General features: G+C 64.6%; 23 protein-coding genes. 12 read left to right on the top strand and 11 right to left on the bottom strand.

Features of this window, described 5'->3' with window-relative positions:
• Window positions 1-156 precede the first annotated feature (156 nt).
• On the bottom strand, window positions 157-1122 hold the full coding sequence (locus tag KM031_RS07545) for an AraC-like ligand-binding domain-containing protein (RefSeq protein WP_215503897.1): 966 nt from the start codon (window positions 1120-1122) through the stop codon (window positions 157-159).
• A gap of 332 nt (window positions 1123-1454) precedes the next feature.
• Between KM031_RS07545 and capB the strand changes: the two genes are divergently transcribed.
• The 7 genes from capB to KM031_RS07510 all read left to right on the top strand — a co-directional run bounded on the left by capB (window position 1455) and on the right by KM031_RS07510 (window position 9990).
• Complete coding sequence (gene capB, locus KM031_RS07540; RefSeq protein WP_215503896.1) at window positions 1455-3203, top strand: caprolactamase subunit beta; 1749 nt, start codon at window positions 1455-1457, stop codon at window positions 3201-3203.
• 87 nt (window positions 3204-3290) lie between these two features.
• The gene (capA, locus tag KM031_RS07535; RefSeq protein WP_215503895.1) at window positions 3291-5375 is read left to right on the top strand and encodes a caprolactamase subunit alpha; all 2085 of its coding nucleotides are present in this window, start codon (window positions 3291-3293) and stop codon (window positions 5373-5375) included.
• A gap of 1 nt (window position 5376) precedes the next feature.
• Window positions 5377-6105 carry an ABC transporter ATP-binding protein gene (locus KM031_RS07530; protein ID WP_215503894.1) on the top strand — a complete coding sequence of 243 codons (729 nt, stop codon included), beginning with the start codon at window positions 5377-5379 and terminating at the stop codon, window positions 6103-6105.
• Window positions 6105-6830 (top strand): ABC transporter ATP-binding protein, encoded by a 726-nt coding sequence (locus KM031_RS07525; RefSeq protein WP_215503893.1) that lies wholly within the window; start codon window positions 6105-6107, stop codon window positions 6828-6830. The genes KM031_RS07530 and KM031_RS07525 overlap by 1 nt, the downstream gene beginning before the upstream one ends.
• Window positions 6824-7735 carry a branched-chain amino acid ABC transporter permease gene (locus tag KM031_RS07520; RefSeq protein ID WP_215503892.1) on the top strand — a complete coding sequence of 304 codons (912 nt, stop codon included), beginning with the start codon at window positions 6824-6826 and terminating at the stop codon, window positions 7733-7735. Before KM031_RS07525 ends, KM031_RS07520 begins: the two co-directional genes overlap by 7 nt.
• Before the next feature lies 1 nt (window position 7736).
• Window positions 7737-8786 (top strand): branched-chain amino acid ABC transporter permease, encoded by a 1050-nt coding sequence (locus KM031_RS07515; RefSeq protein WP_215503891.1) that lies wholly within the window; start codon window positions 7737-7739, stop codon window positions 8784-8786.
• 28 nt (window positions 8787-8814) lie between these two features.
• Window positions 8815-9990: an ABC transporter substrate-binding protein gene (locus tag KM031_RS07510; protein WP_215503890.1), complete on the top strand. Its 1176-nt coding sequence runs from the start codon at window positions 8815-8817 to the stop codon at window positions 9988-9990.
• Window positions 9991-10035: 45 nt separating this feature from the next.
• Here KM031_RS07510 and KM031_RS07505 read toward each other — a convergent pair whose 3' ends face one another.
• Window positions 10036-10617 (bottom strand): cupin domain-containing protein, encoded by a 582-nt coding sequence (locus KM031_RS07505; RefSeq protein ID WP_215503889.1) that lies wholly within the window; start codon window positions 10615-10617, stop codon window positions 10036-10038.
• A gap of 122 nt (window positions 10618-10739) precedes the next feature.
• On the opposite strand from KM031_RS07505, the gene gabT reads away from it, so the two are divergent.
• The 4 genes from gabT (at window position 10740) to KM031_RS07485 (ending at window position 15549) form a co-directional block, all read left to right on the top strand.
• Window positions 10740-12038: a 4-aminobutyrate--2-oxoglutarate transaminase gene (gabT, locus tag KM031_RS07500; RefSeq protein ID WP_215503888.1), complete on the top strand. Its 1299-nt coding sequence runs from the start codon at window positions 10740-10742 to the stop codon at window positions 12036-12038.
• Between the two features lie 73 nt (window positions 12039-12111).
• Entirely contained in the window at window positions 12112-13545 is a 1434-nt protein-coding gene (locus KM031_RS07495; RefSeq protein ID WP_215503887.1) for an aldehyde dehydrogenase family protein, read from the top strand.
• Between the two features lie 4 nt (window positions 13546-13549).
• Window positions 13550-14641 carry a butyrate kinase gene (gene buk, locus KM031_RS07490; protein WP_215503886.1) on the top strand — a complete coding sequence of 364 codons (1092 nt, stop codon included), beginning with the start codon at window positions 13550-13552 and terminating at the stop codon, window positions 14639-14641.
• Window positions 14620-15549 carry a phosphate acyltransferase gene (locus KM031_RS07485; protein ID WP_215503885.1) on the top strand — a complete coding sequence of 310 codons (930 nt, stop codon included), beginning with the start codon at window positions 14620-14622 and terminating at the stop codon, window positions 15547-15549. Before buk ends, KM031_RS07485 begins: the two co-directional genes overlap by 22 nt.
• Before the next feature lie 67 nt (window positions 15550-15616).
• Here the strand turns inward: KM031_RS07485 and KM031_RS07480 are convergent, their stop codons facing one another.
• From KM031_RS07480 to KM031_RS07445, 8 genes are all read right to left on the bottom strand, one after another.
• Entirely contained in the window at window positions 15617-16369 is a 753-nt protein-coding gene (locus KM031_RS07480) for an ABC transporter ATP-binding protein (RefSeq protein WP_215503884.1), read from the bottom strand.
• A gap of 53 nt (window positions 16370-16422) precedes the next feature.
• Window positions 16423-17748, bottom strand: a complete 1326-nt coding sequence (locus tag KM031_RS07475) for an ABC transporter substrate-binding protein (protein ID WP_215503883.1) — start codon at window positions 17746-17748, stop codon at window positions 16423-16425.
• Window positions 17749-17775: 27 nt separating this feature from the next.
• Window positions 17776-18807 (bottom strand): branched-chain amino acid ABC transporter permease, encoded by a 1032-nt coding sequence (locus KM031_RS07470; protein WP_215503882.1) that lies wholly within the window; start codon window positions 18805-18807, stop codon window positions 17776-17778.
• A gap of 1 nt (window position 18808) precedes the next feature.
• Complete coding sequence (locus KM031_RS07465) at window positions 18809-19705, bottom strand: branched-chain amino acid ABC transporter permease (RefSeq protein WP_215503881.1); 897 nt, start codon at window positions 19703-19705, stop codon at window positions 18809-18811.
• Entirely contained in the window at window positions 19705-20556 is an 852-nt protein-coding gene (locus KM031_RS07460; RefSeq protein ID WP_246566810.1) for an ABC transporter ATP-binding protein, read from the bottom strand. The genes KM031_RS07465 and KM031_RS07460 overlap by 1 nt, the downstream gene beginning before the upstream one ends.
• 31 nt (window positions 20557-20587) lie before the next feature.
• Window positions 20588-21682 (bottom strand): dimethylsulfone monooxygenase SfnG, encoded by a 1095-nt coding sequence (gene sfnG / locus KM031_RS07455; RefSeq protein WP_215503880.1) that lies wholly within the window; start codon window positions 21680-21682, stop codon window positions 20588-20590.
• A gap of 30 nt (window positions 21683-21712) precedes the next feature.
• Window positions 21713-22273 (bottom strand): NAD(P)H-dependent oxidoreductase, encoded by a 561-nt coding sequence (locus KM031_RS07450; protein WP_215503879.1) that lies wholly within the window; start codon window positions 22271-22273, stop codon window positions 21713-21715.
• 247 nt (window positions 22274-22520) lie between these two features.
• Window positions 22521-23789 carry an SfnB family sulfur acquisition oxidoreductase gene (locus KM031_RS07445; protein ID WP_215503878.1) on the bottom strand — a complete coding sequence of 423 codons (1269 nt, stop codon included), beginning with the start codon at window positions 23787-23789 and terminating at the stop codon, window positions 22521-22523.
• Window positions 23790-24224: 435 nt separating this feature from the next.
• Between KM031_RS07445 and KM031_RS07440 the strand changes: the two genes are divergently transcribed.
• Window positions 24225-25445, top strand: coding sequence for an acyl-CoA dehydrogenase family protein (locus KM031_RS07440; RefSeq protein ID WP_215503877.1), 1221 nt, complete (start codon window positions 24225-24227; stop codon window positions 25443-25445).
• A gap of 16 nt (window positions 25446-25461) precedes the next feature.
• Here the strand turns inward: KM031_RS07440 and KM031_RS07435 are convergent, their stop codons facing one another.
• Entirely contained in the window at window positions 25462-26496 is a 1035-nt protein-coding gene (locus KM031_RS07435) for an AbrB family transcriptional regulator (RefSeq protein WP_215503876.1), read from the bottom strand.
• Between the last annotated feature and the right edge of the window lie 6 nt (window positions 26497-26502).

The raw sequence follows: 26502 nt of genomic DNA, 5'->3' as shown, positions 1-26502 counted from the left end.
TCAGCCCTCATTTCGCGCACACAGTATCTAGAACAGCCGCGGGAAATCAATGGCCTATCGCCATTGTTGTTCTTAATTTGTTCCCTTCTTGCCGCAGATCGTCTGTCGCGTCGGCGCATAGCTGCAGCCACGCCCCGGCATTGCTGCCACGCATTTTCAGGCCGATTTCCGGAACCCGCCTTCATGTCTGGCGCGGTAGCCCGAGGGAGTTTGCCCGAACATCGCTTTGAACAGACGCGAGAATTGTGCCTGATCGGAAAAGCCGTAGCGATAGGCGATTTCGGCGATGGGTGGCGGGTTGGGCAGTTCCAGGATGTTGCGTGCGGCAATCAGGCGCTGTTCGCGGATATATTGCGAGACGGTGACATTCGCCCCGGAAAACAATTCGTGCAGGTAGCGTTTGGAGATGCCACATGCGTCCGACACCATCTCGGGCGATAGCGCCGGGTTGGAGAGGCTGGCGCGGATCATGTCTTCGGCGCGGCGCAGATGGGCTGCCCGCACGGAAGAGCGCACGCCGTCATCGGCATCGCTTTGCGCATCCAGCGACAGGGCCAGAAGCTCGATCAACTGGCGGCCCAGCACTTGCGCGCTTTTGCTGTCAGGCGGGGCCTGCGGGAAGATATTCTGGGCATACATCGTGAACAACCCGCCGACCCCCGTGCTGCCGTCAAACACCTTGGCGCAGAAGCGGTCGGGGTGGCGCAGCTTTTCGCACAGAACGGGTTTTGAAACCTTCAGAACGCATAGGTCATTCGGCGCGCCATAGGAAAACTTGTAAGGCTCGTCGCCGCGCTCCAGCAGAAATCCGCCGGGATCACAGCGCACATCACGGCCAAGCTGGCGAAACTCCACCGGGCTGCGCCGGGGGATGGTGATCAGATATTCTTCGTCGCTGGCACCTGAAATATGGCGCGGGCGGCGTTCGTATTGCATCGGCTCGGTGCGCAGGCGCGACACGGAGACGGGGCCGATCTCGCGCCGCTCAAGATGGCCCTGAAAGGTCGCGGCATCTCTGAAGGTCAGTTGCAGCGGAAAATAGGTGTCGGCAATGACAGTGTTCCAGTGCCCGGCCCGCTGCGCCGGGGCAATCCTGTCGGTGCTATGCGCGGTCACGGTCATGGAAACGTCATCCTCCCAACGCTTCGCCTGTAGTTTTGCGTAATCACCACGCCCCTTTCTTGCAAGAAAATTTCGTGGCGGCGGATGCGGGCTGCGCTTTGTGACAAAGAGTTGTGCGCTGTGTGACAAACCGGCGCCTGTTCTGCACGCAATGACAAAAGATCGCACACTGGGCGGCAATACGGACGGCCCGCCGTGGCGCAAGGTGAAGGCAGAAAAACACGAGGCCGAAGAATCGGCACGCTTCAGGGAGAGACATCCGCGCCATGCCCACAAGGCATGTGCCCTGAGCCGTGCTGCCTGTCTGCGGCGTCTATCAAGGGAGACGGAGAATGACCAAACGCAAGGTGGACCCGATCACGCTGTCCGTGGTGCGCGGGGTGCTGGAGACGACCCAGCGCGAGATGACGCTGACGCTGGAACAAACCGCGCGCAGTTCGGTGTTCAACCTTGCGCATGATTATTCGACAGCGCTGTTCAACCACACCCCCGAGATGATCCTGCAAGGGCAGGATATTCCGATCCATCTGGGGTCGCTGATCCCGGCGATGAAATCGGTGGCGCGGTTCTTTGAAGGCGACATCCACGAAGGCGATCTGATCCTGCACAATGATCCGGCCTATGGTGGCTCGCATATCATTGACACCTGCATGTATTACCCGGTGTTCTATCAGGGCGAGCTGGTGTTCTGGACCGTCTGCAAGGGCCACCTGACCGATATCGGCGGGCCGGTTCCGGCTGGATACAACCCGGCGGCAAAAGAGATCTATGCCGAAGGGCTGCGCATCCCCCCGGTCAAACTGTGGGACAAGGGCAAACCCCGCCACGATGTGATGAACCTGCTGCTGACCAACATGCGCGCCCGCCGCGATCAGGAGGGCGATTTCAACGCGCTGATCGGGGCCTGTCAGGTGGGCGCGCGCAATCTGCGCAATCTGATGGACAAATACGGCAAGGAGACGGTGCAGGATTGTATCGCCGAACTGCTCGACATGGCAGAGGCGCATATGCGCAAGCTGATCTCCGAGGTGCCGGACGGCACCTATAACGGCACCGCCATTCTGGAAGATGCGGGCCATGGCTTTGGCGATTTCGAGATCAGCGCCGAGGTGACGATCAAGGGCAATGGCGTGCATATCACCATCTCGTCGCCGCCGCAGATCCCGTATTTCATCAACAGCTATGAAGGAAACAGCTATTCCGGCGTCTATCTGGGGCTGATGATGTTCGCGCAGCTGCCGCCTCCCTATAACGAAGGGCTGTATCGCTGCGTGACGGTGAACATGGGGCCGAAGGGCACACTGTGCAACGCGCAATCCCCGGCACCGCATATGAACTGCACCACCACGCCGATGGAAACCCTGACCGATGCGGTGCGTCTGGCCTTTGAACAGGCCGCGCCGCAGAAGGTCTGCGCCAGCTGGGGCCATGCCAATGGCTGCAACATCGCCGGGTGGGACAATCGCCACAACGAGGAATATGTGACGATGGTGCTGGCCTCAATCATCTCGGGGGCGGGGGCCACCGCCAATCAGGATGGCTGGCACGCGGTGGGGCCGGAATGCTGCTTTGGCGCGCTGACCAGCGGTGACATCGAAATGCTGGAACACAGCTATCCGATCATCATCCACCGCTATGGCCTGATGGAGGACAGCGGCGGGGCGGGGCGGAACCGTGGCGGCTCGGGCACCTGCTGGGAGGTGGAGCCGCTGGACACGCCAATGACCCTGATCACCTTTGGCGAGGGGCGGCGTATTCCGGCGATGGGGGCGGCAGGGGCCAGATCTGCGATGATCGCGCCCAAGGTTGGCCGGCTGGAGCTGACCCGCAATGGCGCGACCGAGATCATCACCGACAACGTGATCGAAACCATCCACCCCGGCCAGAGGGCGGCCAACCGCAATCCGGGCGGCGGCGGTTTTGGCAACCCGTTTGAACGCGAGGTGCAGAAGGTGGTCGAAGATGTGCGCAACGGTCTGGTCAGCCTTGAGGGCGCGCGCCTGGATTACGGCGTGGTCATCACCGACCGTGACACGCTGACGGTTGACGCCGCCGCCACCGCGAAGCTGCGCGCCGCCTGAGCCTGAATTCCACACCGATACGCCTGCCGATTGGCCGCGCCCTGCGCTGCGCCCGCTGGCCTGTCACATCCTGAAAGGATCACTACCATGCAGAACCAATATCGCCTTGGCATCGACGCGGGCGGCACCTTCACCGATTTCATTCTGGCCGACCGCAAGGGCGAGGTGCGCCTTTTCAAGGCCCTGTCCACGCCGCAAGACCCGACGCTGGCCATCCGCAACGGGTTGAAGCTGATCGAAGAGGAAACCGGCATCTCGCCGCGCGACATCGTGTCGAATTCGGATCTGTGCATCAACGGCACCACCGTCGGGCTGAATGCGCTGATCACCCATAACGGTGCCAAGACCGGGCTGATTGCCACCAAGGGCCACGAGGACAGCATCGAAATCCGGCTGGGCCACAAGGAGGACGGATATCGTTATGACCCCGAATATCCGCCTGCAACCATGCTGGTGCCGCGCTACCTGCGCCGGGGTGTGTCAGAGCGGGTGATCTCTACCGGGGCGGTGCATACCGCGCTGAACGAAGAGGAGGTGCGCGAGGCCTGCCGCCATTTCCTGCGTGAAGGAGTGGAATCGGTTGCCATCAGCTTTGTCTGGTCGGTGCTGCATACGGCGCATGAGCAGCGCGCCGCAGAGATCGTGCGCGAGATGATGCCCGATGTGCGGCTGACCGTCGGCAGCCAGCTCTATCCGCAGGTGCGCGAATATACCCGCACCTCGACCGCCATCGTGAACGCCTATCTGGCCCCCATCCTGCAACGCTATGTCGAGGCGGTGGACGCCTATTTCCAAAGTCTGGGCGCGCGCCACCCGGTGCGGTATTTCCAGTCCAACGGCGGGTTGGCGCTGGGCAATGTGGTCAGCGAGCAGTCGGTCTATGCCATCAACTCCGGCCCCGCATCGGCGCCGCAGGCTGCGCTTTATATCGGGGCACCCTGGGATCTGAAAAACATCATCACAGTTGATATGGGGGGCACCTCGTTCGACATCACGCTGACCCGCGACGGGCGGGCGAATGTGTCCAAGAACATCGACTTTTTGCGCTATCGCATCGGTATTCCGATGATTCAGGTGGAAACACTGGGTGCGGGCGGCGGGTCGATCGGCTGGATCGACAGCATGGGCCTGTTGCAGATGGGGCCGCAATCGGCAGGGTCCGATCCGGGGCCTGCCTGTTATGATCAGGGCGGCGAGCGGCCCACGACGACCGATGCCAACCTGATCCTCGGCTATCTCAATCCCGATGGTCTGGTGGGTGGGCGGCTGCCGTTGAACGTGGAAAACGCCCGCCGCGCGATCAAGACCCATCTGGCCGATCCGCTGGGCCTGACGGTGGAACAAGCGGCCTTCGGCATGTTCACCATCGTCAACAACAACATGGTCAACGCCATCCGCCGTGTGTCGGTGGAGCGGGGCTATGATCCGCGCGACTTCGTGCTGAACTGCGCGGGCGGGGCGACGGGCGCACATATCATGGCGCTGGCGCGGGAAATGGGCATCACCAAGGTGCTGATCTCCAAGCTGGCATCGGGGCTCTGCGCCTTTGGTCAGATCCTGTCGGATGTGAAATACAACTACATGGCCCCCGCCCCCGTGCGTCTGGAAGGGGCCGAGGCGGCGGCAAAGCTGGATGCGCTGTTCAACGGGCTTGAGGCGCGCGGCGTCAAGGATCTGCAGGCCGACAGCTTTACCGAAGACCGCATCTCGGTCCGCCGCAGCCTTGACATGCGGTATGTGGGGCAGGTGCATGAATGCACCGTGGACATCGAGGCCTTCACCATCGACGAGGCCGCTCTGGAACGGCTGAAAGCCGCTTTCCACGCCCGCCACGAAGAGCTTTACACCTATTCCGAACCGCAAAGCCCGGTCGAGGTGGTGAATGTCGAAAGCGCCATTTCCGGCGCGGTGGATCGCCCGGCCCGCATGACGGTTGCGCCCGGCACCGGGGCCCATGCGGCGCTGAAGGGCACGCGGCCAATGATCTTCAATGCAGAGGGCATCGTGCAGGATACGCCGGTCTATGATGGTGCCCTGCTGGGCGCGGGCGATGTGCTGACCGGCCCGGCGGTCATCCAAGAGGTGACGACGACGCTGGTGATCGAACCCGGCTGGAAGGTCGATCTGGATGCAACCGGCGTCTATGTCGTGACCCTGACGGCGGCGGTGTAAGATGGCGCTGGCGCTGGAACAGGTGGGGGTCGCCTTTGGCGGCTTCCAGGCGCTTGCCGGGGTCAGTCTGGTGGTGCAGCCGGGGCAGGTGATGGGCTTGATCGGGCCGAATGGTGCAGGCAAAACCACCTGCGTCAATGTCCTGACCGGATTTCAGCGCCCGACCGGCGGGCGGGTGATGCTGGGCGGGCGCGATGTCTCGGCCGCTACGGCCCATGCGATGCGCCGCCTTGGCGTGGCGCGCACCTTTCAGGCGGGCCGCCTGTTCACCGGGCTGGATGTGCTGGACAATCTGGCGGTGACGGGGGTGGGCCTCGGCCTGTCGCGCCATCATGCCGAGGTCGAGGCCATCCGTCTGCTGGACTGGATGGGGCTGGCGGGGATGCAAAGCCGCTCTGCCGCCGGGCTGCCCTATACCGATGAGCGCCGCGTGGCGATTGCGCGGGCTCTGATGGGCAAACCGGCGTTCCTGCTGCTGGACGAACCCGCCGCCGGCATGTCGGAACCCGAGGCCGCCGATCTGGCGGCGCTGATCCGGCGCATCGCGACCGAACTGGGCGTGGGTGTGCTGCTGATCGAACACAATGTCGGGCTGGTGCTGTCGGTCTGCGCGCATGTGGTGGTGCTCGATGGTGGCCGCGTGATCGAGGCGGGCGACCGCCGCGCCATCCTGTCCAGCCGCGCCGTGCGCGAGGCCTATCTGGGCGCCGACCATGAGGAGGCCGCCTGATGCCCAAGCTGGGAGTGTTCGACCTGTCGGTGCGCTATGGCAAGCTGACCGCGGTCAAGGATGTCTCGTTCTCCATCGCGGAAGGCGAGCGGGTGTTCATCTCGGGTCCGAACGGGGCGGGAAAATCCTCGTTGCTGGGGGCCATCGCGGGCGAGGTGCGCGCGGCGCATGGCCGGATCGAAATGGATGGCGACATCCTGTCGGGCCGTGTCCCCGAGGCGATTGCCCGGCGCGGCCTGTCGATGGTGCCCGAGGGGCGGCGCATCTTTCGCGCGCTCAGCGTGCAGGAAAACCTGATGGTCGGGGTGGGCCTGCGCCGTGACAAGGCGGCGGTGCCCGATGATCTGGAGGCGATCTATGCCGCCTTCCCGATCCTTGGCACGCGCCGCCATGCCAATGCAGGGGCGCTGTCGGGCGGGCAGCAGCAGATGCTGGCCATCGGGCGGGCGCTGATGACCAACCCCAAGCTGATGCTGGTGGATGAACCCTCGCTGGGTCTGGCGCCGCGCGTCGTGGACGAGGTCTATGACCGCCTGTGCAGCCTTCAGGCCCAACGCGGCCTGACGCTGGTGATTGTGGAGCAAAGCTCGGCCAGGGCCGGGCGCGTCGGCGGGCGGATGCTGCTGCTGCGCGGCGGGCGCATCGTGGCGGATGGCGATGCCACTGCCTTTGCCGCTGATGACCTGCTGAAAGAAGCCTATTTCGGAGAGGCCGCGCCATGCTGACCCTGCAACTTGTGTTTGATGCGCTGTCGCTGGGCGGCATTTACGCCGTGGCGGCGCTGGGCATCGCGCTGATCTTTGGTGTGATGAGGCTGGTGAATTTTGCCCATGGCCAATTCATCGCCTTTGCGGTGTTCGCGCTGATCGTGCCGTCGACCGATGCGGTGGCGGTGATGGGGCTGGGCGCCGCCCCGGCGCTGGTTCTGGTGCCGACGCTGCTGGCAGTAGGGGCGGGGCTGGCGGTGGCGTCGGAATATCTGGTGTTCCGCCCGCTGCGCAACGCCTCGCCGGTGGCGCTGATGGTGGCCAGCTTCGCGCTGGGCGTGGTGATCCAGAACAGCCTGCTGGTGGCCTATGGCGGTCGGCCCAAGGCCATCAGCCTCTGGCCCGAACTGGGCAAGCCGGTACGCCTGATGGGGGCCGATGTGCAGATGCTGCAGATCATCGTCATCGGGGCGGTGCTCTTGCTGCTAGGTGTGCTGGGGCTGATGCTCAAACGCAGCCGTCTGGGGCTGGAGATGCGCGCCGCCGCCGAGGATTTCGGCATGGCCCGCCTGCTGGGCGTGCGCGCCAATGCGGTGATTGCCGGGGCCTTCGCGCTGTCGGGGGCGCTGGCCGCCGCCGTGGCGCTGGTGCTGGTGGCGCAAACCGGCGTGGCCGATGTGCGCATGGGCGGGCAGATCATGCTTATCGCCTTCATCGCCACGGTGGTGGGCGGCATGGGCAGTTTGCCGGGGGCGGTGGCGGCGGGTTTCGTGCTGGGTGCGGTGTCGGTGGCGCTGCAGGCCACCCTGCCGATCGAGGCGCGCCCGTTCCGCGACGCCTTTCTTTACGGCCTTGTAATCCTTGTTCTTCTTCTGCGTCCGCAGGGGCTGTTTGCCACTGCCAGCGCCAAACCGAGGGTCTGACATGACGCAACATCACGCCCGCAAACTGGCCAGCCTGACAACGCCGCTGCTGTTGATCGCGCTGTTGGCCGGCTTTGTGCTGCTGGTTCTGGCCTTTGGCGACAGGTCGCTGGGGCGCATGGCGGCGGAAACCCTGATCCGGGTCACGCTGGTCGTCGGCTTCTGGATCTTCGCCGGAAATTCCGGCGTCATCAGCTTTGGCCACGCAGCCTTTGCCTGTGTGGGGGCCTATGTCTCGGCCTGGGTCACGCTGAAGCCCGAGATGAAATCGCTGCTGCTGACCGGCCTGCCTGATTGGGTGGCGCAGGCCGAATGGCATGTGCTGCCCGCAGCCCTTGCTGCGGGCAGCGTGGCGGCGGCCTTGGCGCTGATCACCGGCGCGGCCATCCTGCGGCTGTCGGGCATTGCGGCCTCCATCGCGACCTTTGCCTTTCTGGCGATGGTCAACACCATCTGGTCGAACTGGACGCCCGTCACCGGCGGCACATCCTCGGTTGTGGGGCTCGCGCGGTATGTCAGCCCCTGGGTTGGTCTGGGCTGGGCGGCGCTGGCCATTGGGGTGGCGGCGCTCTATGCCGCTTCGGCGTCGGGCCTTGCCTTGCGGGCCACGCGCGAAGACGAGGTGGCCGCCAGCGCCAGCGGGATCGACCGTTACCGCCACCGCCTTGCGGCCTATACGCTGTCGGCCTTTTTCTGCGGGATCGGCGGCGCGCTGATGGGGCATTTCATCGGTGTCATCAACCCGGACGGCTTTTACCTTGGCCTGACCTTCCTGATGCTGGCCATGCTGGTGATGGGCGGCATTGGCAGCCTGTCGGGCGCGGTGGTGGGGGTGCTTGTCGTCTCCATCGCGGTCGAGGGGCTGGTGCGTCTGGAAAAGGGCGTGACGCTGGGGGCGACGGAATTTGCCCTGCCCGCAGGTAGCCAGGAAATCCTGATCGGCCTGGCCATGATCCTTGTGCTGATTTTCCGCCCGGCCGGTCTGTTGGCCGGGCGCGACCTGAGCTTGCCCGCCGCCTGGGTCGCGGGGCGGGCAGATCCGACCGACTGACCCATAAAAAAACCAACAGGAGAGACTGATGAAACACCTGCCCCTTGGCACCGCCCTGCTTGCAGCGCTTGCCGCCCCGGTGATGGCCGAAGACATCACCGTCGGCTTTGCCATCGCGAAATCCGGCTGGATGGAGGCCTATGACAGCCCCGCCGCAACCGCCGCAAAAATCCGCATCGACGAGATCAATGCCGGGGGCGGGCTGCTCGGCGGCCAGATCAAGTGGATTGAGTCCGATACCCGCACAGACCGCGCCGAAGCCGCCAAGGCCGGTCTCGATCTCGTCGATCAGGGCGCACAGATGCTGGTTGTGTCTTGCGACTATGACTTTGGCGCGCCCTCCGCGCTTGTGGCCGAGGGCGAGGGCATGAACTCGTTCTTTCTCTGTGCCGAGGATGTGAAGGCGGGCATTCAGGGCGTGGGGCCGAACGCCTTTTCGGCCTCTGTGCTGGCCCCGGTGCAGGGTGCCACGATGGCCGAATGGGCCTATGCCAAACGTGAAGCCCGCGCGGCCTATGTGCTGGAAGATACGTTCATCGAATATAACAAGGGCATCTGCACCGGCTTTGACTGGATGTTCCCCCGGCTTGAAGGGGCCGCCATTGTCGGGCGCGATACGTTCAAGAACGACGATGCCTCGATCGCCAGCCAGATCACCCGGATCAAGGAACTGGACGAAGAGCCCGATGTCATCATGCTGTGTTCGGTGATGCCGGGGGCTGCGGCGGCGGTGCGGCAGATCCGGGCGGCGGGGATCAACGCGTTGATCCTGAACGGATCGGCGGTGGATGGCAGCTATTGGCTGGACGCCACGCCCGATCTGTCGGGCTTTGTGGTGCCGGTTCAGGGCTCCATCTACGGCGACGATCCGCGCCCCGAGGTCGAGGCCTTCAACGCGGCGTATGAAAAGGCAACCGGCGCGCGTCCGGCCAGCCAATATGCCTATCCCGGTTATGTGCTGATCGACCTCTGGGCCAAGGCGGTGGAACGCGCGGGCACGGTGGAGGGCGCGGCGGTGACAGCCGCGCTGGAGGCCATGACCGACGAGCCGACCTCGTTTGGTCCGCGCAGCTTTTCCGCCCAACTCCACCACCAGAACACCGCGCTGATGCAGATCATCGAAATCACCAGTGGCAAACCCGCCCGTGTGGACGAATGGCGTATTTCCGAACCCGTCCCGATGGACGTTCTGATCGCGAAATAAGGCGCCCGCGCGTCCCTGTTTTCCTCCGGGGCAGGGGCGCGCAGCTTACAGATAAGGGGGTGTGCAGGCCGAAACGACCACCGCCTCGCGGTCGCTGATGTTGCGGAAGCGGTGCGGCGCAGTCGAATCGAACAGATAGCTGTCGCCCGCCTTCAGCACGGCGGTCTGTTCGCCCACCGTCAGCTCGATCTCGCCCGAGATCACCACCCCGCCCTCATTGCCGATGTGTTCCAGCATCGCCTCGCCGGTATCTGCGCCCGGCTCATAGCGTTCATACAAGATTTGCAGCCCATGCGCCTTGGCATCGCCGACCTGCTGAAACGTGATCCGTCCGCCGGTCGCGTCCATCTTGGTGTAAAGCCGCGTCGTCAGATCGCGCAATTCATGCGGCTTGAAGAAAACGGCGCTGGTCTGCGTGGCGTCGGGTTCAAAGAATTCCGACATGGTGACCTTCAGCCCGCCCAGAATCTTGCGCAAGGACGCCACCGAGGGGCTGGAGCGATTGGTTTCGATCATCGAAATCTGGCCATGCGGCACATCCGAAGCCTCGGCCAGCTGTCGCTGCGACAGGCCTGCGGCCACACGCATTTCCTTCAACCGGCTGCCCACGTCGAAATCCTGAATCATGCCGCCTCCTTGTCTGGAGGCAACATAGGGTGCACGAGAATCTTGTGCAACATTCACAAAATCATTGCTCAATATATTGAGCAATGATAGCGCTGTTTGCAGTGAATCATCGGAGCATCCACATGACCCAATCCGCCACAGCCGCCCTGATCGCCCGCAAGACCGCCGCTGTGGCGCGCGGCGTCGGAACCCGCGGCATCTATGCCGCCCGCGCCGAAAACGCCCAGCTTTGGGATGCCGATGGCCGCCGGTTCATCGACTTTGCCGCAGGCATCGCGGTCAACAATACCGGCCACCGCCATCCGCGTGTGATGGCGGCGGTTGCCGAACAGGCGCAGGCCTTTACCCATACCTGTTTCCACGTCGCTCCCTATGAAAGCTACCTGACCCTGGCCGAGCGTCTGAATGCGCTGACCCCTGGCGATTTTTCTAAGAAAACCATGCTGGTAACTACCGGGGCCGAGGCGGTGGAAAACGCGATCAAGATGGCGCGGGCCTATACCGGGCGGTCGGGCGTGATCTCGTTCTCGGGGGCGTTTCATGGCCGCACCCTGCTGGGCATGGCGCTGACCGGCAAGGTTGCGCCTTACAAGAAGGGCTTTGGCGCCATGCCGCCCGAGATTGTCCATGCGCCCTTCCCGAATGACTTCCACGGCGTGTCCGAGGCCGAGGCGATCAGCGCGCTGGAGCGGCTGTTCGCCAGTTCGGTGGACCCCGAACGTGTGGCCGCAATCATCATCGAGCCGGTTCAGGGCGAAGGCGGATTCAATATCGCGCCGGTCAGTTTCCTGCGCGCTCTGCGGGTGCTCTGCGATCAGCACGGCATCGTTTTCATCGCGGATGAGGTGCAGGCAGGCATGGCGCGGACGGGCCGGATGTTCGGGTTCGACCATGCGGGCGTCGCCCCGGATCTGGTGACGATGGCCAAGGGGCTGGCGGGAGGCTTTCCGCTGTCGGCGGTCACAGGCCGGGCCGAGATCGTAGATGCGCCGCTGCCCGGCGGCGTGGGCGGCACCTATGCGGGCAACCCGCTGGCGATTGCGGCGGCCAATGCGGTGCTGGATGTGATTGCCGACGAAGATCTGTGCGCGCGCGCTACCGAGATCGGCCAGATCATCCGCGACCGTCTGACCGCCATGGCGGACCGTCAGGGCATGGCCTGCATCGGCGATGTGCGCGGGCTGGGCGCGATGAATGCGTTCGAGCTGGTCAAGGACCGCGAAACCCGCGCCCCCGATGCGGCGCTGACTGCCGCCATCGTGGCCGAGGCCGAGGCGCGGGGCCTGATCCTGCTGTCTTGCGGCACGCGTTACAACGTCATCCGCCTGCTGCCACCGCTGACCATCCCGATGGATCAACTGACCGAAGCGCTGGACATCATCGAAGCCTCGGTCGAGGCAGCTATCCAGAAAACGGTCTGAGTTCCGCACCCCCGACTGGGCCTGCATGACCGCCTTCCGGGCGTGCGGGCCCGCATTTTCCAAAGGGCCCGCCATGTCTGAACTGCATTTGAATCTGATTGCCGGCCAATGGGTTGGTGCCGAGGATACGTCCGAAAACCGCAACCCCTCCGACCCGTCTGACCTGATCGGGGTCTATGCCAGCGGCGGGGCTGATGATGTGGCGCGCGCGGCGGCGGCGGCGGCAACGGCCCAGACGGCCTGGTTTGAGGGCGGACCGCAACCCCGCGCGGATCTGCTGGACCGGATTGCCAGCATGATCGAGGCGCGGGCACAGGAGATCGGTACCATGCTGGCGCGGGAAGAGGGCAAGATCCTGCCCGAAGCCCTTGCCGAAACCCGACGTGCCGCGCAGATCTTCCGCTTTTACGCGGGCGAGGCGCTGCGTGTGGCGGGCGAGGCCTTGCCCTCGGTCCGTCCGCAGGTGGATATCGAAATCCTGCGCGCGCCGCTGGGCGTGGTGGGGCTGATCACGCCATGGAACTTTCCGATTGCGATTCCGGCCTGGAAGATCGCGCCCGCGCTGGCCTATGGCAATGCGGTCGTGTTCAAACCGGCGGATCTGACACCCGGCACCGCGCATCTGCTGGCACAGATCATCCATCAGGCAGGCTGCCCGGCGGGCGTGTTCAATCTGGTGATGGGTTCGGGCGCGCGGGTCGGGGCCACGCTGGTCGCCGACCCGCAGATTTCGGGCATTTCCTTTACCGGATCGGTGCCAACGGGGCGCGGCATCGCCCGCGCGGCGGCCGAGACGATGAAGAAAGTGCAGCTTGAAATGGGCGGCAAGAATCCGATGGTGGTGCTGGATGATGCCGACCTGCCACTGGCCGTTGCCGCCTGCCTGAATGGCGCGTTCTTCTCCACCGGCCAGCGCTGCACCGCCTCCAGCCGGTTGATCGTGCAGGCCGGGATCCATGATGCCTTTGTCGCAGAACTGTCGCGCCAGATGCAGGCGCTGCGCGTTGGCCCGGCGCTGGCCGAGGGCAGCCAGATCGGGCCGGTGGTTTCGGCGGCGCAATTGCAGGGAAACCTGCGCTATGTTGCGCTGGCCCGCGACGAGGGCTGCACGGTAATCGGCGGCGATGCCCTTGGCGGGACAGGTTATTTCCAATCGCCTGCGCTGTTCCTCGGGGCCGATCCGGCGATGCGGGTGGCGCAGGAAGAGATTTTTGGCCCCTGCGCGGCGGTCATCAAGGTGGATGATTTCGATCAGGCCTTGACGGTGGCCAATGACAGCGCCTTTGGCCTGTCGGCAGGGATCTGCACCGGATCGCTGCGCCATGCCCGCGCTTTCAAACATGGGGTCAAGGCGGGCATGGTCATGGTCAACCTGCCCACGGCGGGGGTGGATTACCATGTGCCCTTTGGGGGCACCAAAGGCTCCAGCCACGGGGCGCGCGAACAGGGCCGCCATGCGGTGGAGTTCTATACCACCGTGAAAACCAGCTACAGCTATGCCGGGTGAGGCGATGACCAAAGACCTGATCCTGACCATCAACCCCGGCACGACCACCACCCGGATCGGTCTGTTTGCGCCGCAGGCCGGGCAGGTGCAGCGGCTGCTGGAAGAAACGGTGGAGCATGACGAGGCGGTGGTGGCAGGCTTTGCGGGCATCGCCGCGCAGCTTGACTATCGCGCGGCGGCGTTGCGCGCCTTTCTGGATGCGGTTCCCGGCGGCGTGCGGCTGGCGGCGGTTGCGGGGCGGGGTGGGATGCTGAGCCCGGTCCCTGCGGGGGTGATCGCGGTGAATGACGATCTGGTGGATTTTGCGCTGCATCGCCCGGTCTATCACCATGCGTCAAATCTTGGCGCGCCCTTGGCGGCGGCGATTGCCGGCGGCCATGGCTGCCCGGCCTATATCGTCGATCCGGTGTCGGTCGATGAATTGCCGCCGGTTGCGCGGGTGTCGGGCTTTCCCGAGATCCCGCGCTTCAGCTTTGTCCATGCGCTGAGCATCCGGGCTTGCGGTCGCAGGCTGGCCGCCGAACTGGGCAAGCCGTTCGAGACGCTGAATGCGGTTGTCGCCCATCTGGGGGCGGGGTTTTCGATTGCGGCGCTGAAGGGCGGGCGGATCGTCGACAGTTCCAACCGGATGGAGGTCTCGCCGTTTTCGCCGGAACGGGCCGGGGGGCTGCCGCCGATCCCGTTGATCGAGCTGTGTTATTCGGGCCGCTATGACAAGGCCACCTTGATGGCGCGGCTTTATGGGCAAGGCGGGGCCTTTGCCTATCTGGGCACCAAGGACATGCGCCGCGTCGAGGCAATGATCGACGCTGGCGATGAAAAAGCCGCGCTGATCCATGAGGCGATGCTGTATCAGGTGGGGCGCGCGATCGGTGCCATGGCGGCGGTGCTGGATTTTGCGCCGGATGGGGTGATCCTGACTGGCGGGATGGCGCATAGCGCACGGGTCGTGGCGGCAATCCGTGCCCGCTGCGCGGCGCTTGCGCCGCTGCATGTCTATGCCGGATCGGACGAATCCCGCGCCTTGGCCGAAGGCGCGGCGCGGGTACTGGCGGGGCAGGAGGCTGCGATGACATGGCCGGTGGCGCCATGGTGATCCGCAGCTTTGACGCCCTGCGCGCCGCGATGCAGGGCCGTGCGCCGATGCGCCTTGCCGTGGCGGGCGGGGATGATCTTGCCGTGATGGCGGGCGTGGTGGCGGGGTTCGAGGCCGGGCTGATCGGTTCGGCCTGTCTGACTGGCGATCTGGCGGCACTGCGGGCGCTTTTGCCGCTGGCATGGCGCGATCAGGTGCGGCTGCTGGCGGCAGAGACGCCCGAAGCGGTGGCGGCGCTGGCGGTGGCCGAGGTGCGGGGCGGGCGCGCCGATGTTCTGATGAAAGGTCGAGTCGATTCCGCCGCCTATTTGCGCGCCATCGTTGACCGGACCACCGGCATCCGGGCCGGGGGCGTGTTGTCGAACCTGACTTTGGCGCAAATGCCCTCGGTGCCGCGCCTGATCGGCGCGACGGACAACGGAATCATTCCGCTGCCCGATCTGGATCAAAAGCGGGCGATTCTGCACAACGCCCGCGCCTTGTTTCGGGGGCTGGGGCTGGATCCGCTGCGCGTGGCGGCGATTGCCGCCTCGGAAAAGGTATCGCCCCGGCAGCCCGCCACCGTCGATGCGGCGGAGTTGGCGGCAGAGAGCCGGGCCGGGGCGCTGGAGGGGCTGATCGTGGATGGGCCTTTCGGTTATGATGTGGCGCTGTCGGCGCAGGCGGCTGCGGCGAAGGGGCTGCAAGGCTCGCCCGTCGCGGGGCAGGCTGATCTGATCTTGTTCCCGACGATCGAGGCCGGAAATGCCACGGTGAAGGCGTGGAAGCTGCACGGGGGGGCGCAGACCGGCAGCATCGTGCTGGGCGCGACGGTGCCGGTGCTGTTGAACTCGCGTGCCGATGGGGCGGCGCAGCGGGTGCTGGGGCTGATCATGGCGCAGGCCATCCGGGCGGGGCAGGGGCTGTAACCCGGCAGTGGGGACGCCGACGCGGCGCTTGGAAAAGGCCGGGGGCGGATGATCTGGCGAGCCTTGCTCAGACCGGCAGCGCCCCGCCCAGATAGCTGTCGCGGATGTCGCTGCGGGCGGCAAGTTCGGCGGCGGGCCCCTGCAAGGTGCTGCGACCGTTTTCGATGACGGTGGCATGATGGGCATGTGTCAGCGCGACCGACGAATTCTGTTCCGCCACCAGCAGCGTGAGGCCGGTATCGCGGTTCAGCCGCGACAGCGCCTCGAAGATCTCGGCCACCACCAGCGGGGCGAGGCCCATGGATGGCTCGTCCAGCACGAACAGCCGCGGCTGCGCCATCAGCCCGCGCCCGATGGCCGCCATCTGTTGTTCGCCGCCCGAGGTCAGGCCCGCCGCCACCTTGCGGCGCTGTTTCAGCCGGGGGAACAGGTCATAGACCTGCTCCAGCCCCTGTGCCACCGCCGCGCGGCCAAGGCCCCGGCCAAGCGCGCCGGTGATCAGGTTTTCCTCGATGCTCAGCGTCTTGAAACAGCGCCGCCCCTCCAGCACCGGCACAAGGCCCCGGCGCACATGATCCGCCGGGCTATGCGCCGTCACATCCAGACCATCGAACAGGATCTGCCCCGATGTGATGCGCCCGCGTTCGGCGGGCAGCAGGTTCGAGACGGCTTTCATCAGGGTGGTCTTGCCCGCCCCGTTCGCGCCCAATATCGCCCCGAACGCGCCCTTGCGCAGCGTCAGATTGACCCCGCGCAGCGCCTGAATGGAGCCATTATAGGCCGCAGAAACATCCTGAATATGCAGTAGGATCATGGACATGGGCCTTTTCCTGAAGTTGGATGCGGGAGGCGTGTCCGCCCCCCGCAAGGGCGTCAGTTGCTCACGGCTGCCTCGGCCTCAGCGCGGGTGCGGATCGGCAGGCCCTTTTCCTTGGCATAGGCTTCGGACGAGGCCTCGATGATTGGACGCAGCAGCGCCCAGTCCGGCGCGATCCAGTCCGATACCACGTTCCATTTCTGGCCATCCCATTGCTGGAAGGTGACGTAGCCTTCGCCCTCGTGATTGTCCCAGGTGACGTTGATCGAATGGAACAGGTTTTCGGCCCCCAGCTCTTTCACCCGTGCGGGCGAGAGTTGCAGGTGTTCAAAGCCCCAGCGCACCTCGTCGCCGGTCAGGGTGCGGTTGCCGAATTTGGCCTGCGCGATGCGCACGGCCTCCACGTTCAGGATGCCGTTGACGATGCCGAGGTTGTGGTAGACCGATCCGATGCGGGTGGGATCGGACAGGTTGCCCTTGCCTGCATCATAGACCGTCTTGGTGATCTCTTGCAGCACGGGATATTGGTTGCCCGAAGCCTGAGTGGTGATGGCAGTATAACCGATGGCGGCATCGCCAGCCGGGCGCACGTCTTCTTCGGAGTTCGACCAGACATTGCCGATGATGCGATCCACCGGGAAGCCATTGCGCTGCGCCGTGGTCAGCGCCACCGGGTTCATCACGCCCCAGCCGCGCAGGACCACGTAATCAGGCTGCTCGCGCCGGATTTGCAGCCATTGCGCGCCCTGTTCATTGCCCGGATGCGGCACCTCGATCTGCACCAGCTCGAAGCCGTATTTCTCGGCCAGAAGGTCATAGATCGGGATGGTTTCCTTGCCATAGGGCGAGCCGTGATACAGCACGGCGATCTTCTTGCCCTTCAGCGCCTCATGCCCGCCTTCCTTGGTCGCGATGTAATTCACGATGCCCGAGGTTTCGGAATAGGGGTTCAGCAGCAGCGGGAAGACGTAAGGGAACACGCGGCCATCGGTCGTGTCGGTGCGGCCATGGTTGATGGTGATCAGCGGGGTCTTGTCTGCCGCCACGCCGTCAATCATCGCATAGGCGATGCCCACCGACAGCGGGTTCCAGGCGGCAATGCCGGGGTTGGATTTCAGGCGCTGATAGACCTCTACCCCCTTTTCCACCTCATATTCGGTTTCGCCTTCTGACCAGCTGAGCTTGACCCCGTTCACCCCGCCATCGCGGGTGTTGATCAGGGTCAGATAGTCGATGAAGCCGCCGAAGAAGCCGGTGCCGCCGGCGGCATAGGGGCCGACGCGATAGGATTGCAGTGGGAAATGCTGTTCGTCGGTCAGCGCCGGGGTGGCGAGCAAGGCGGTGGCCAAAGCCATGGGGGCGATGCGTGTGATGAAAGACATGGGAAGGGCTCCTGGTTTTGGGATGGGTCAGCCGCGCCAGAGGCCGCGCAGGCGCGCGGTCAGGCGGGAGAGGATTGCCGAAAGCCCGTTGGGCTCGGCGATGAGGAAAAGGATGATGGTGCTGCCAAGCACGATGCGCTCAATCAGCTTGATCAGGCCCGCGTCGATCAGCCCGTCAAAGGCGAAGGCCGACAGACGGCCCAGCAGCAGCGGGAACACCACGATCAGCCCGGCCCCCAGAAAGGTGCCGCGAATGGTGGCCAGCCCGCCGATGATGACGATGAACAGGATCTGGAACGAGCGGTCGAGGTTGAAGCCCGCAGGCTCCACCGTGCGCAGATAGGTAAAGGCCCACAGCACCCCCGCGACGCCGATGATGGCCGAAGACAGCGCAAAGGCCACCAGTTTCGTGCGCAGCACCGGCACGCCGATCACGCGTGCTGCGGTTTCATTGTCGCGCACCGCGATCAGGTTCACGCCCTCTGGCCCGGTGACGATGCGATGCACCAGCAGGGTGATCGCGGTCACGATCGACAGCGAGAACAGGTAACGCCCGGTCGCGCTGTCCAGCCGCAGGCCCGCAAGCTCGATCACCGGGGCGGCGATGATGCCCGAGGGGCTGCCATTGGAAAACCAGGCGAACTTCGTCAGCGCCCATTGCACGAAGAATTGCGCGGCAAGGGTAGAGACAGCGAGGTAGAAGCCGCGCAGCCGCAGGCTGGGCAGACCGAACAGCAGCCCGATGGTCGCCGCCGTCAGCCCTGCCAGCAGGATCGACACCGGCAGCGGCAGGCCGGTGCGCAGATCGAAATTATAGGCGGCAAAGGCCCCCACCGCCATGAAGGCCGCCGATCCGAGCGAGACCTGCCCGCCATAGCCGGTCAGCAGATTCAGCCCCAGCCCGGCGAGCGACAGGGCGAGGAACGGCAGCAGGATCGCCTCCAGCACATAGGGGCTGGCGGTCAGCGGCACGATAACAAAAGCCAGCAGCACCAGCGCAGGAACCGACAGCCCGGTGGCAAACCCTGCCCGGGTGGCAAAAGCGGAAATGGCGGTCATGTCAGTATCTTTCCACGATTTTCTGGCCAAACAGGCCCGAAGGCCGCACCAGCAGCACCAGCAGCGCCACGGCATAGGCAAACCAGCCCTCGATGCCGCCGCCGAAGAACGGGCCGATATAAACCTCGGCCAGTTTCTCGGTCGCGCCGATCACAAGGCCTGCGACAATGGCCCCAAGGATGGAATCGAACCCGCCCAGCACCAGCACCGGCAGCGCCTTCAGCACGATCAGTGACAGCGAGAATTGCACCCCCAGCCGCGCACCCCACAACAGGCCCGCCACCAGCGCCACCACCCCGGCGGCGGTCCAGACCGTGCCCCAGATCCGGCCCAGCCGCAGACCTACGGCAAGCGCGGCAAACTGGTCATCAGCCACGGCGCGGAAGGCCAGCCCCGTATGGGTAAAGCGGAAGAAGGCCGTCAGCGCCGCCACCATGGCCGCTGCAATCGCCGCCGCCACCAGATCGAAGGTCGAGATGAAGATGCCCCAAACCACGAAGGGCGCGTTGGAGATGCCCAGATCCAGCCGATGCACCTGCGTGCCCCAGATCAGCTGCGCCGCGCCCTCGATCACATAGGACAGGCCAAGGGTGGCCATGAACAGCGTCATCGGTGGCCGGTTGGCCAAGGGGCGCAGCACCGTGCGTTCGATGGCAAAGCCAAGTGCGGTCATCACCAGCAGCGTTGCGGCGATGGCGGCCCAGAACGGCACGCCGCGTTCGACAAGGCTGACAAAGGTCAGCGCGGCAAACAGCACCATCGCGCCTTGCGCAAAGTTCAGCACGCCCGAGGTCTTGTAGATCAGCACGAACCCGATGGCGACAAGGGCATACATCACCCCCGACAGCAGGCCGCCCACGGCGACCTCGGCGGCGAACAGCAGGTCAAACCCCTCCATCACGCGGCCCCCAGATAGGCGCGGATCACCTCGGGGTCGCGGCGCACAACGGCGGGGGTGCCATCGGCGATCTTCACGCCGTGATCCAGCACCACGACATGATCCGACAGGCCCATGACCACGCCGATGTCATGTTCGATCAGGATCACCGCCAGACCCAGCCGGTCTCGGGCGGCGCGCACATGCGCGGCCATCGCGGCCTTTTCGGTGGCAGTCATGCCCGCCATCGGTTCATCCAGCAGCAGGATCTTCGGGGCCGCAATCAGGGCACGGGCCAGTTCCACCTGTTTTTGCAGTCCATAGGGCAGGGTGGCGACCGGCCGGTCCAGATGCGCGGTGATGCCCAGAAACGCGGCCACCTCCTGCACTTTCTCGGCCACCTCTGCCGCCTCGACCCGCGCGCCGGGCAGCCCTGCCAACTGCCACAAAAGTCCGTGACGGCGGCGGAAGACCAGACCGGCGGCGATGTTCTGTGCCACGCTCAGCCCCGGAAACAGCGCGAGGTTCTGGAAGGTGCGCGCCACGCCCAGACGCGGCAACGCCTCGGGGCGCACATGCGTCAGGCGCTGGCCCGCCAGGTGGATCCACCCTGCATCGGGGCGGTAGAGCCCGCTGATCACATTGACGAGCGAGGATTTGCCCGCACCATTCGGCCCGATCACCGCCCGGATCTCGCCGGGTCGCAGATCGAACGAGACATCGCGCAGGGCATGAATCCCGCCGAAGCTGAGGCTGATCCCCGTCAAGGCGAGGGCGATATGGGGCACATGGGCCATTTCTGGCACGCGTACGGCGGCAGGGGGCTGCGCGATCAGCGCCGCCTCCACCCCGCTTGTCAGGGCGCTGAACATCTTTGTCTCCGAATTGCGGGGGAGGGCGGCCTTATTCGGCCGCCACCAGTTCCTTGGCGCGCTGCGCCTCAAGCTGGCGCACCAGCGGGATCACATGCGTGCCGAAATATTCGACCTCTTCCTGAAAGTGCAGAAAGCCCAGCAGGATCAGGTCGGCGCCTGCGTCCTTGAGCGCAACGATGCGCTCGGCCACCTGTTGCGGCGTGCCGATCAGGTTCGACCGGAAGCCATCGTTGTACTGCACCAGATCGGTGAAGCTGGATGTGGCCCAGTTGCCCTCGCCCTCGGGGCTGGATTTGCCCGCGTTCTTGACCTCATGGGCAAAGCCCTGCACGGCCTCGGGGTTGGCCTTGGCGACAATCTCATGAACCACGGCGCGGGCCTCGGCTTCGGTATCGCGGATGACGGCAAAGGCGTTGATGCCGATCTTCACCCGGTTGCCGGTTTCCGCCGACTTGCCCTGAATGTCATCCACCTGCGCCTTCAGCCCCTCGGGCGTATTGCCGTTGGTGAAATACCAGTCCGACACCCGCGCCGCCATGTCGCGCGCGGCCCGGCTCGATCCGCCTTGGAACACTTCGGGCAGCGGGTGAAGGGGCTTCGGCTTCATCGTGTAATTGGCAAAGCGGTAGAAATCGCCACGCAAGGTAAAATCATCCTGCGTCCAGATGCCTTTCAGCGCGCGGATGAATTCCTCTGACCGGCGATAGCGTTCGTCATGGTCGAGCCAGAGCTCGCCAATCGCCGAAAACTCGCCACGGAACCAGCCGGACACGATGTTCACCGCGATGCGGGCATTGCTCAGGTGGCTGATCGTGGCAATCTGCTTGGCCACCACGGATGGCGCCCACGGCCCCGGCAGGATGGCGGCGATGACCTTCAGCCGTTCGGTATGGGCCAGAAGATCCTGGCTGAAGGCCACAGATTCATGCTGATTGTCGGCGCCATATCCGGCGGTGAAGCGGATCTGGCTCAGCGCATAGTCGAACCCCGCCGCTTCGGCGATCTGCGCCAGTTTGCGGTTGTATTCGGGGGTCCAGCTGGTGCGCTGTTCGATGTCGGAAATCACCAGGCCGCCCGAGACATTGGGCACCCAATAGGCGAATTTGACGGGATCGGTGGTCATGTGATCGGTCCTTGGAAGGGGTGGGTGGCGTTATTCGGCGGCGCGTTGCAGGCGCAGCTGTGCCGGAAAGAAGGCATCAAACTGGGTGACAGCGCGGGCCAGCCGGTTGAGCGCGGCATCGCCCGTCAGGGTGCCGTTGGTAAAATCCTTGTCCGAGACATGGACTGCTGTCGCCAGACTCTGTGCCTCGAAAAACGCGAGCAGCGGGCGCAGCTGGTGTTCCACCGCCAGCGCGTGCTTTTCACCGCCCCCGGTGGCCGCCAGCAGAACGGGTTTTCCCAGCAGCGCCTGCGGGTCCAGCAGGTCGAGCAGGTGTTTGAACAGGCCCGGATAGCTGGCCTTGTAGATTGGTGTCGCAATCACCAGCGCATCGGCGTTCAGGATCACATCCACCTTGGCGCGGGCCTCGGCGTCCAGATCCTCAAGCCGCCGCGCCCGACCGAGGCTGTCACCAAAGTCATTGATTTCAAAAAGATGTCTTTGCGTTTCGATCCGGTTTTGCACCAGATCCAGCGCGGTGGACACAAGCGCCCGGGTTTTGGACGGCGCGGTGATATTGCCAGACAGGCCGACGAAGGACAGGTGGGTCATTATGAGTTTCCTAAATCACGACTTCATTAATAGATTTATCTGCCTTGACCGCTTCGGCCCATTCCAAAGATCGCCGCGATAAGGGGAGAAAATCGCTGTTTGCGGCGGCGGGGCAGAGCGGGATTTTCTGCCAAGCCCGGCTTTGCCCCGCGACGGCGCGGAATCTGCCGGTGGCAACCGCAGCGCCGCCCAATCGGCCGATCAGGGCCGGGCAGAGGTGTGCCCGGCCCTGATCGGGTTGTCTGGCCTAGTTCCAGGGGTGGCGCGGCGGGTGGGTGCCGTTCAGGTAATAGTTGCCGACATGGAAAAACTTCCATCGCACCGGATCATGCAATGTATGCACCCGCGCATTGCGCCAATGCCGATCCAGCCCGTATTGCCCCAGCGTGGACCGGGTTCCGGCCAGCTCAAACAGCTTGTTTGTGGCCTCGATGGCAATCTGCGTGGTCAGCACCTTTGCCTCGCCGGTCTTGATCGTTGCCTCTGAGACGTTGTGCAGCGAGGGCGTGTGATAACCGGTGTCGATGGCCCGGCCTGCAATCTCCAGCAGCGCCTCGGCGGCATGAAGGCGGATCTTGAGGTCGCCGATGGCGGCAATGGTATAGGGATCTTCGCCCGCACTCTCCTTGCCGCTGTCCACCCAAGGTCGGCTTTGTGTTTTCACGAATTTGATCGTGTCCTCAATCGCGGCCCGGGCGATGCCCGCATCAATCGCCGCCTGGATAATCTGCGACACCGGCCCCTGAACCGAAGTTGTGACCGAGGTATCCCGCAGCAGAACCGCCCTTTCGCGCGGCAGGCGCAGGTTTTCGATCTTCACGCTGCCCGATGCGGTTGTGCGCTGGCCAAAGCTCGACCAGTTGTTGGTGATGGTCAGGCCGGGTGTGTCCCGATCCGCAAAAGCGATATAGGCCCCTGCCTCGCCAATGGCGACGATGGGCACGATATGCGACAGCAGCGCACCCGTGGTGTAGAATTTCTCACCGTTTACGATGGCGCTGTCATCCTCGAACACGATGCGGGTCTGAAAATCCCCCACGGTCTTGCCGCCGGTTTCGGAAAAGGCGTTGCCGAAACGCAGGCCGCGCAGCGCCCAGTCAAACACCATCTTCTTCTGGGCCTCTGTCGCGTCCAGATCCACCAGACTAAGGATGGCCAGGTGGTTCTGCGCGATCTGGGCAAGCGCGGGGTCTCCCGTCGCCACGATAGAGATCACCTTGGCCAGCGTGGCATGCGACAGGCCGGGACCGCCATAGGCGGCGGGCACCAGCAGCGACCAGATCCCGCTTTGGGAATAGAGATCCAGTTCGCGCAGCGGCAACAGCCCTTCGCGGTCGCGTAAGGCCGCCCCCTGTGCGAAATCTTCGGCAAGGGTTTTGGCCACCGCCAGCGCATCCGCGTCGTCGCGCAGGATATGGGCAGGCGTTGCAGGGCGGGGGCGCGGCGGCACCGGATCGGCCGAATTGACGCGGGGATGCACGGTATGGTCGATCTGGGTTTCGGTCAGGGAGCCCATCGGGTGTCCTTTGTTACGGGCCGGGAAAAGGCCGCAGGGGAAGGCATCATGTGCCAGCCCCCGAAGGCTTGCAGGCCCAAGGTGCAACGGCAAGTTGTGGGGGATTTTCTTCTTCGGCGGGGATCGGCGTAAAAATTCTCTGCCACGTCAATGGCACGGCGGCCTTGTTCTGCAGGCTGGAGACGGATGCCAAAAAAAGACGCCTGATTTGACCGTGATTCTGTGCGGCCAAAGCGGCGGATGCGGGGAACTGTGCTGCGGGCGGGTGCGAAATGGGAAGGGTAATCTCTTCAAGCCACTGATTTTGATATATGTTTCTATCGTTTTGCGGCGGCCCTGCCGCTAAGGTCATGCCATGCTGACGGCCCACGCCGCGTCAGATTTCTGGCCCCTTGCCGCGCACATCCTGCGCCCTTCCCATGATCGGAACAGCCCATGACCAAACACGACCGTTGGACAGACCATCCCGCCACCGCAGATCTGAAAGCCCGCTTCCGCCCCGTGTTTGACCGCATCGCAGAAGGTTCCGTGGCGCGCGAGCGGGGCCGTATCTTGCCGCATGAAGAGATTGCGCTGTTGAAGCAGTCGGGTTTCACCGCGTTGCGGGTGCCCGCGGACCTGGGTGGTGCCGGGGCCTCGCTGGTGCAGCTGTTCGACCTGCTGATTGATCTGGCCGAGGCCGATACCAATCTGGCGCAGGGCCTGCGCAGCCATCTGGCGCTGGTGGAGGACCGGCTTGTCGCCCCGCGCGCAGAAGGCGAGGTCTGGTTGCGGCGGTTTGCGGCGGGCCAGATCGCGGGCAATGGCTGGACCGAGATCGGGGCGGTGAAGATCGGTGACACGCTGACCAAAGTTACCCCGGATGGCGCGGGGTTCCGTGTGGATGGCGAGAAATACTATTCCACCGGCACAATCTTTGCGGATTGGATTGATACCTATGCCACCCGCTCTGACACCGGCGCGCCAGTGATCGCGATTGTGAAAACCGATCAGTCCGGGGTCACGATCCGCGATGACTGGGCCGGATTTGGCCAAAAGCTGACCGGGACCGGTACCACGCTGTTCGACGGGGCGCGGCTGGACGCCGAGGGGTTGGTGCCGTTTGAAAACCGCTTCCGCTATCAGACGGCGTTTTATCAGCTGGTGCTGAACGCGGTGCTGACCGGAGCGGCGCTCGCGGCGGTGCGCGATGTCGGGCGGCAGGTGGCAGCGCGCAAACGCGCCTTCTCGCATGGCAGTGGTGGATTGGTGCGCCATGATCCGCAGATCCTGCAGGTTCTGGGCAAGGCGCGGGCCTTTGCCTATGCCGCCCGCGCCGCCACGCTGGAGGCCGCGCGCGCCGCAGAGCGCGCCTATGAGACATCGCAGGGCTCTGACAAGGCCGCGGATGACGCTGCCAATATCGAGGCAGAGCTGCAATCGGCAGCGGCACAGGTTGCGGCGGTGGATCTGGCGCTGCGCGCCGTCAGCGATGTGTTCAATGCGCTGGGGGCATCGTCCAGCGATCAGGCTCTGGCGCTGGACCGGCACTGGCGCAATGCCCGCACGGCGGCAAGCCATAACCCGGTGATCTACAAGGAGCGTATCCTCGGAGATCACCTCGTGAACGGCACCGAGCCTGTCTATGTCTGGCAGATCGGGGCGGTTGCCATGTAAACCATGGGCGGCTGGCCTAGCGGGGCATCGCCTTGGTCAGCCGCGCCATCACCGGCGCGCCCAGAATGACGATCACCATGCGGGTCAGATGGTGGAGGACCACAAATCCTGCATCCGCACCGGCCGCCATGGCCAGCAGGGCCATTTCGGCCTGACCGCCAGGTGCGAAAGACAGGAACATGTCGATGGGCCGCCCCAGCCCCGCGAGTGTAGCCAGTTCGGTGAAGATCGCCGCTAGGACGGCCAGCACGATCACAAACACCAGCCCGGCAGACACGATGCGCCGCAGTTCTGATAGCGTGACGCCGACATATTGCGCGCCAATGCCGATGCCGATGAAGAACTGCGCCGCCACGATGGCCTCAGACGGGGGGCGGCTGTGGATCACGCCGCCCAAGGATAGCGCCGCCGCAAGGATCATCGGCCCCAGCAGAGAGGCCCCGAACAGGCCCAGCCACACACCGCCTTTCCAACCCAGAAGGGCGGCACCGGCCATGAGCAGCAGTTCGACCGGCGGCAGGTCGATCATCGGTGCCCCGATGGATCCGCTGAGCGTGACATCATAGAGCGATGTCGCGACAAAAGGCACGATGGTCACGATCACCGCAACCCGCGTGGCGTGGATCAATGACAGCGCGCGCACATCGCCGCCCGCTTCTTGCCCGAACAGCACCATATCCTGAAGCCCGCCGGGCATCGCCGCATAATAGGCAGTCACCCGATCAAACCCCAGACGAAGGAACAGCGGTATCCCGATTGCACCGATCACCGCCACATAGACCGGCATCACCGCAAGGCTGATGGTCATCTGCGGAATCTGCGCCAGCACCTGCGGGGTGATCGACGCGCCGACCGCCACGCCAAGGATGGTGCGCGCCAGAACCGGGACGCCCGGCATCGCGCGGAGCCGCAGGCCACAGAGCGCCGCAACAAGACAGGCGGTCATCGGGCCGAACAGGAAGGGCAGCGGAATGTGGCAGAGCAGCGCCAGCGCCGCCCCGGCAGAGGCGAGCAGAAACGTAACGAAGATTGTCTGAACGTTGCCCGGCATCTGTCT

It is taken from the genome of Gemmobacter fulvus (assembly GCF_018798885.1).
GTDB lineage: Bacteria > Pseudomonadota > Alphaproteobacteria > Rhodobacterales > Rhodobacteraceae > Gemmobacter > Gemmobacter fulvus.
This window is presented reverse-complemented; position numbering and strand designations above follow the sequence as displayed.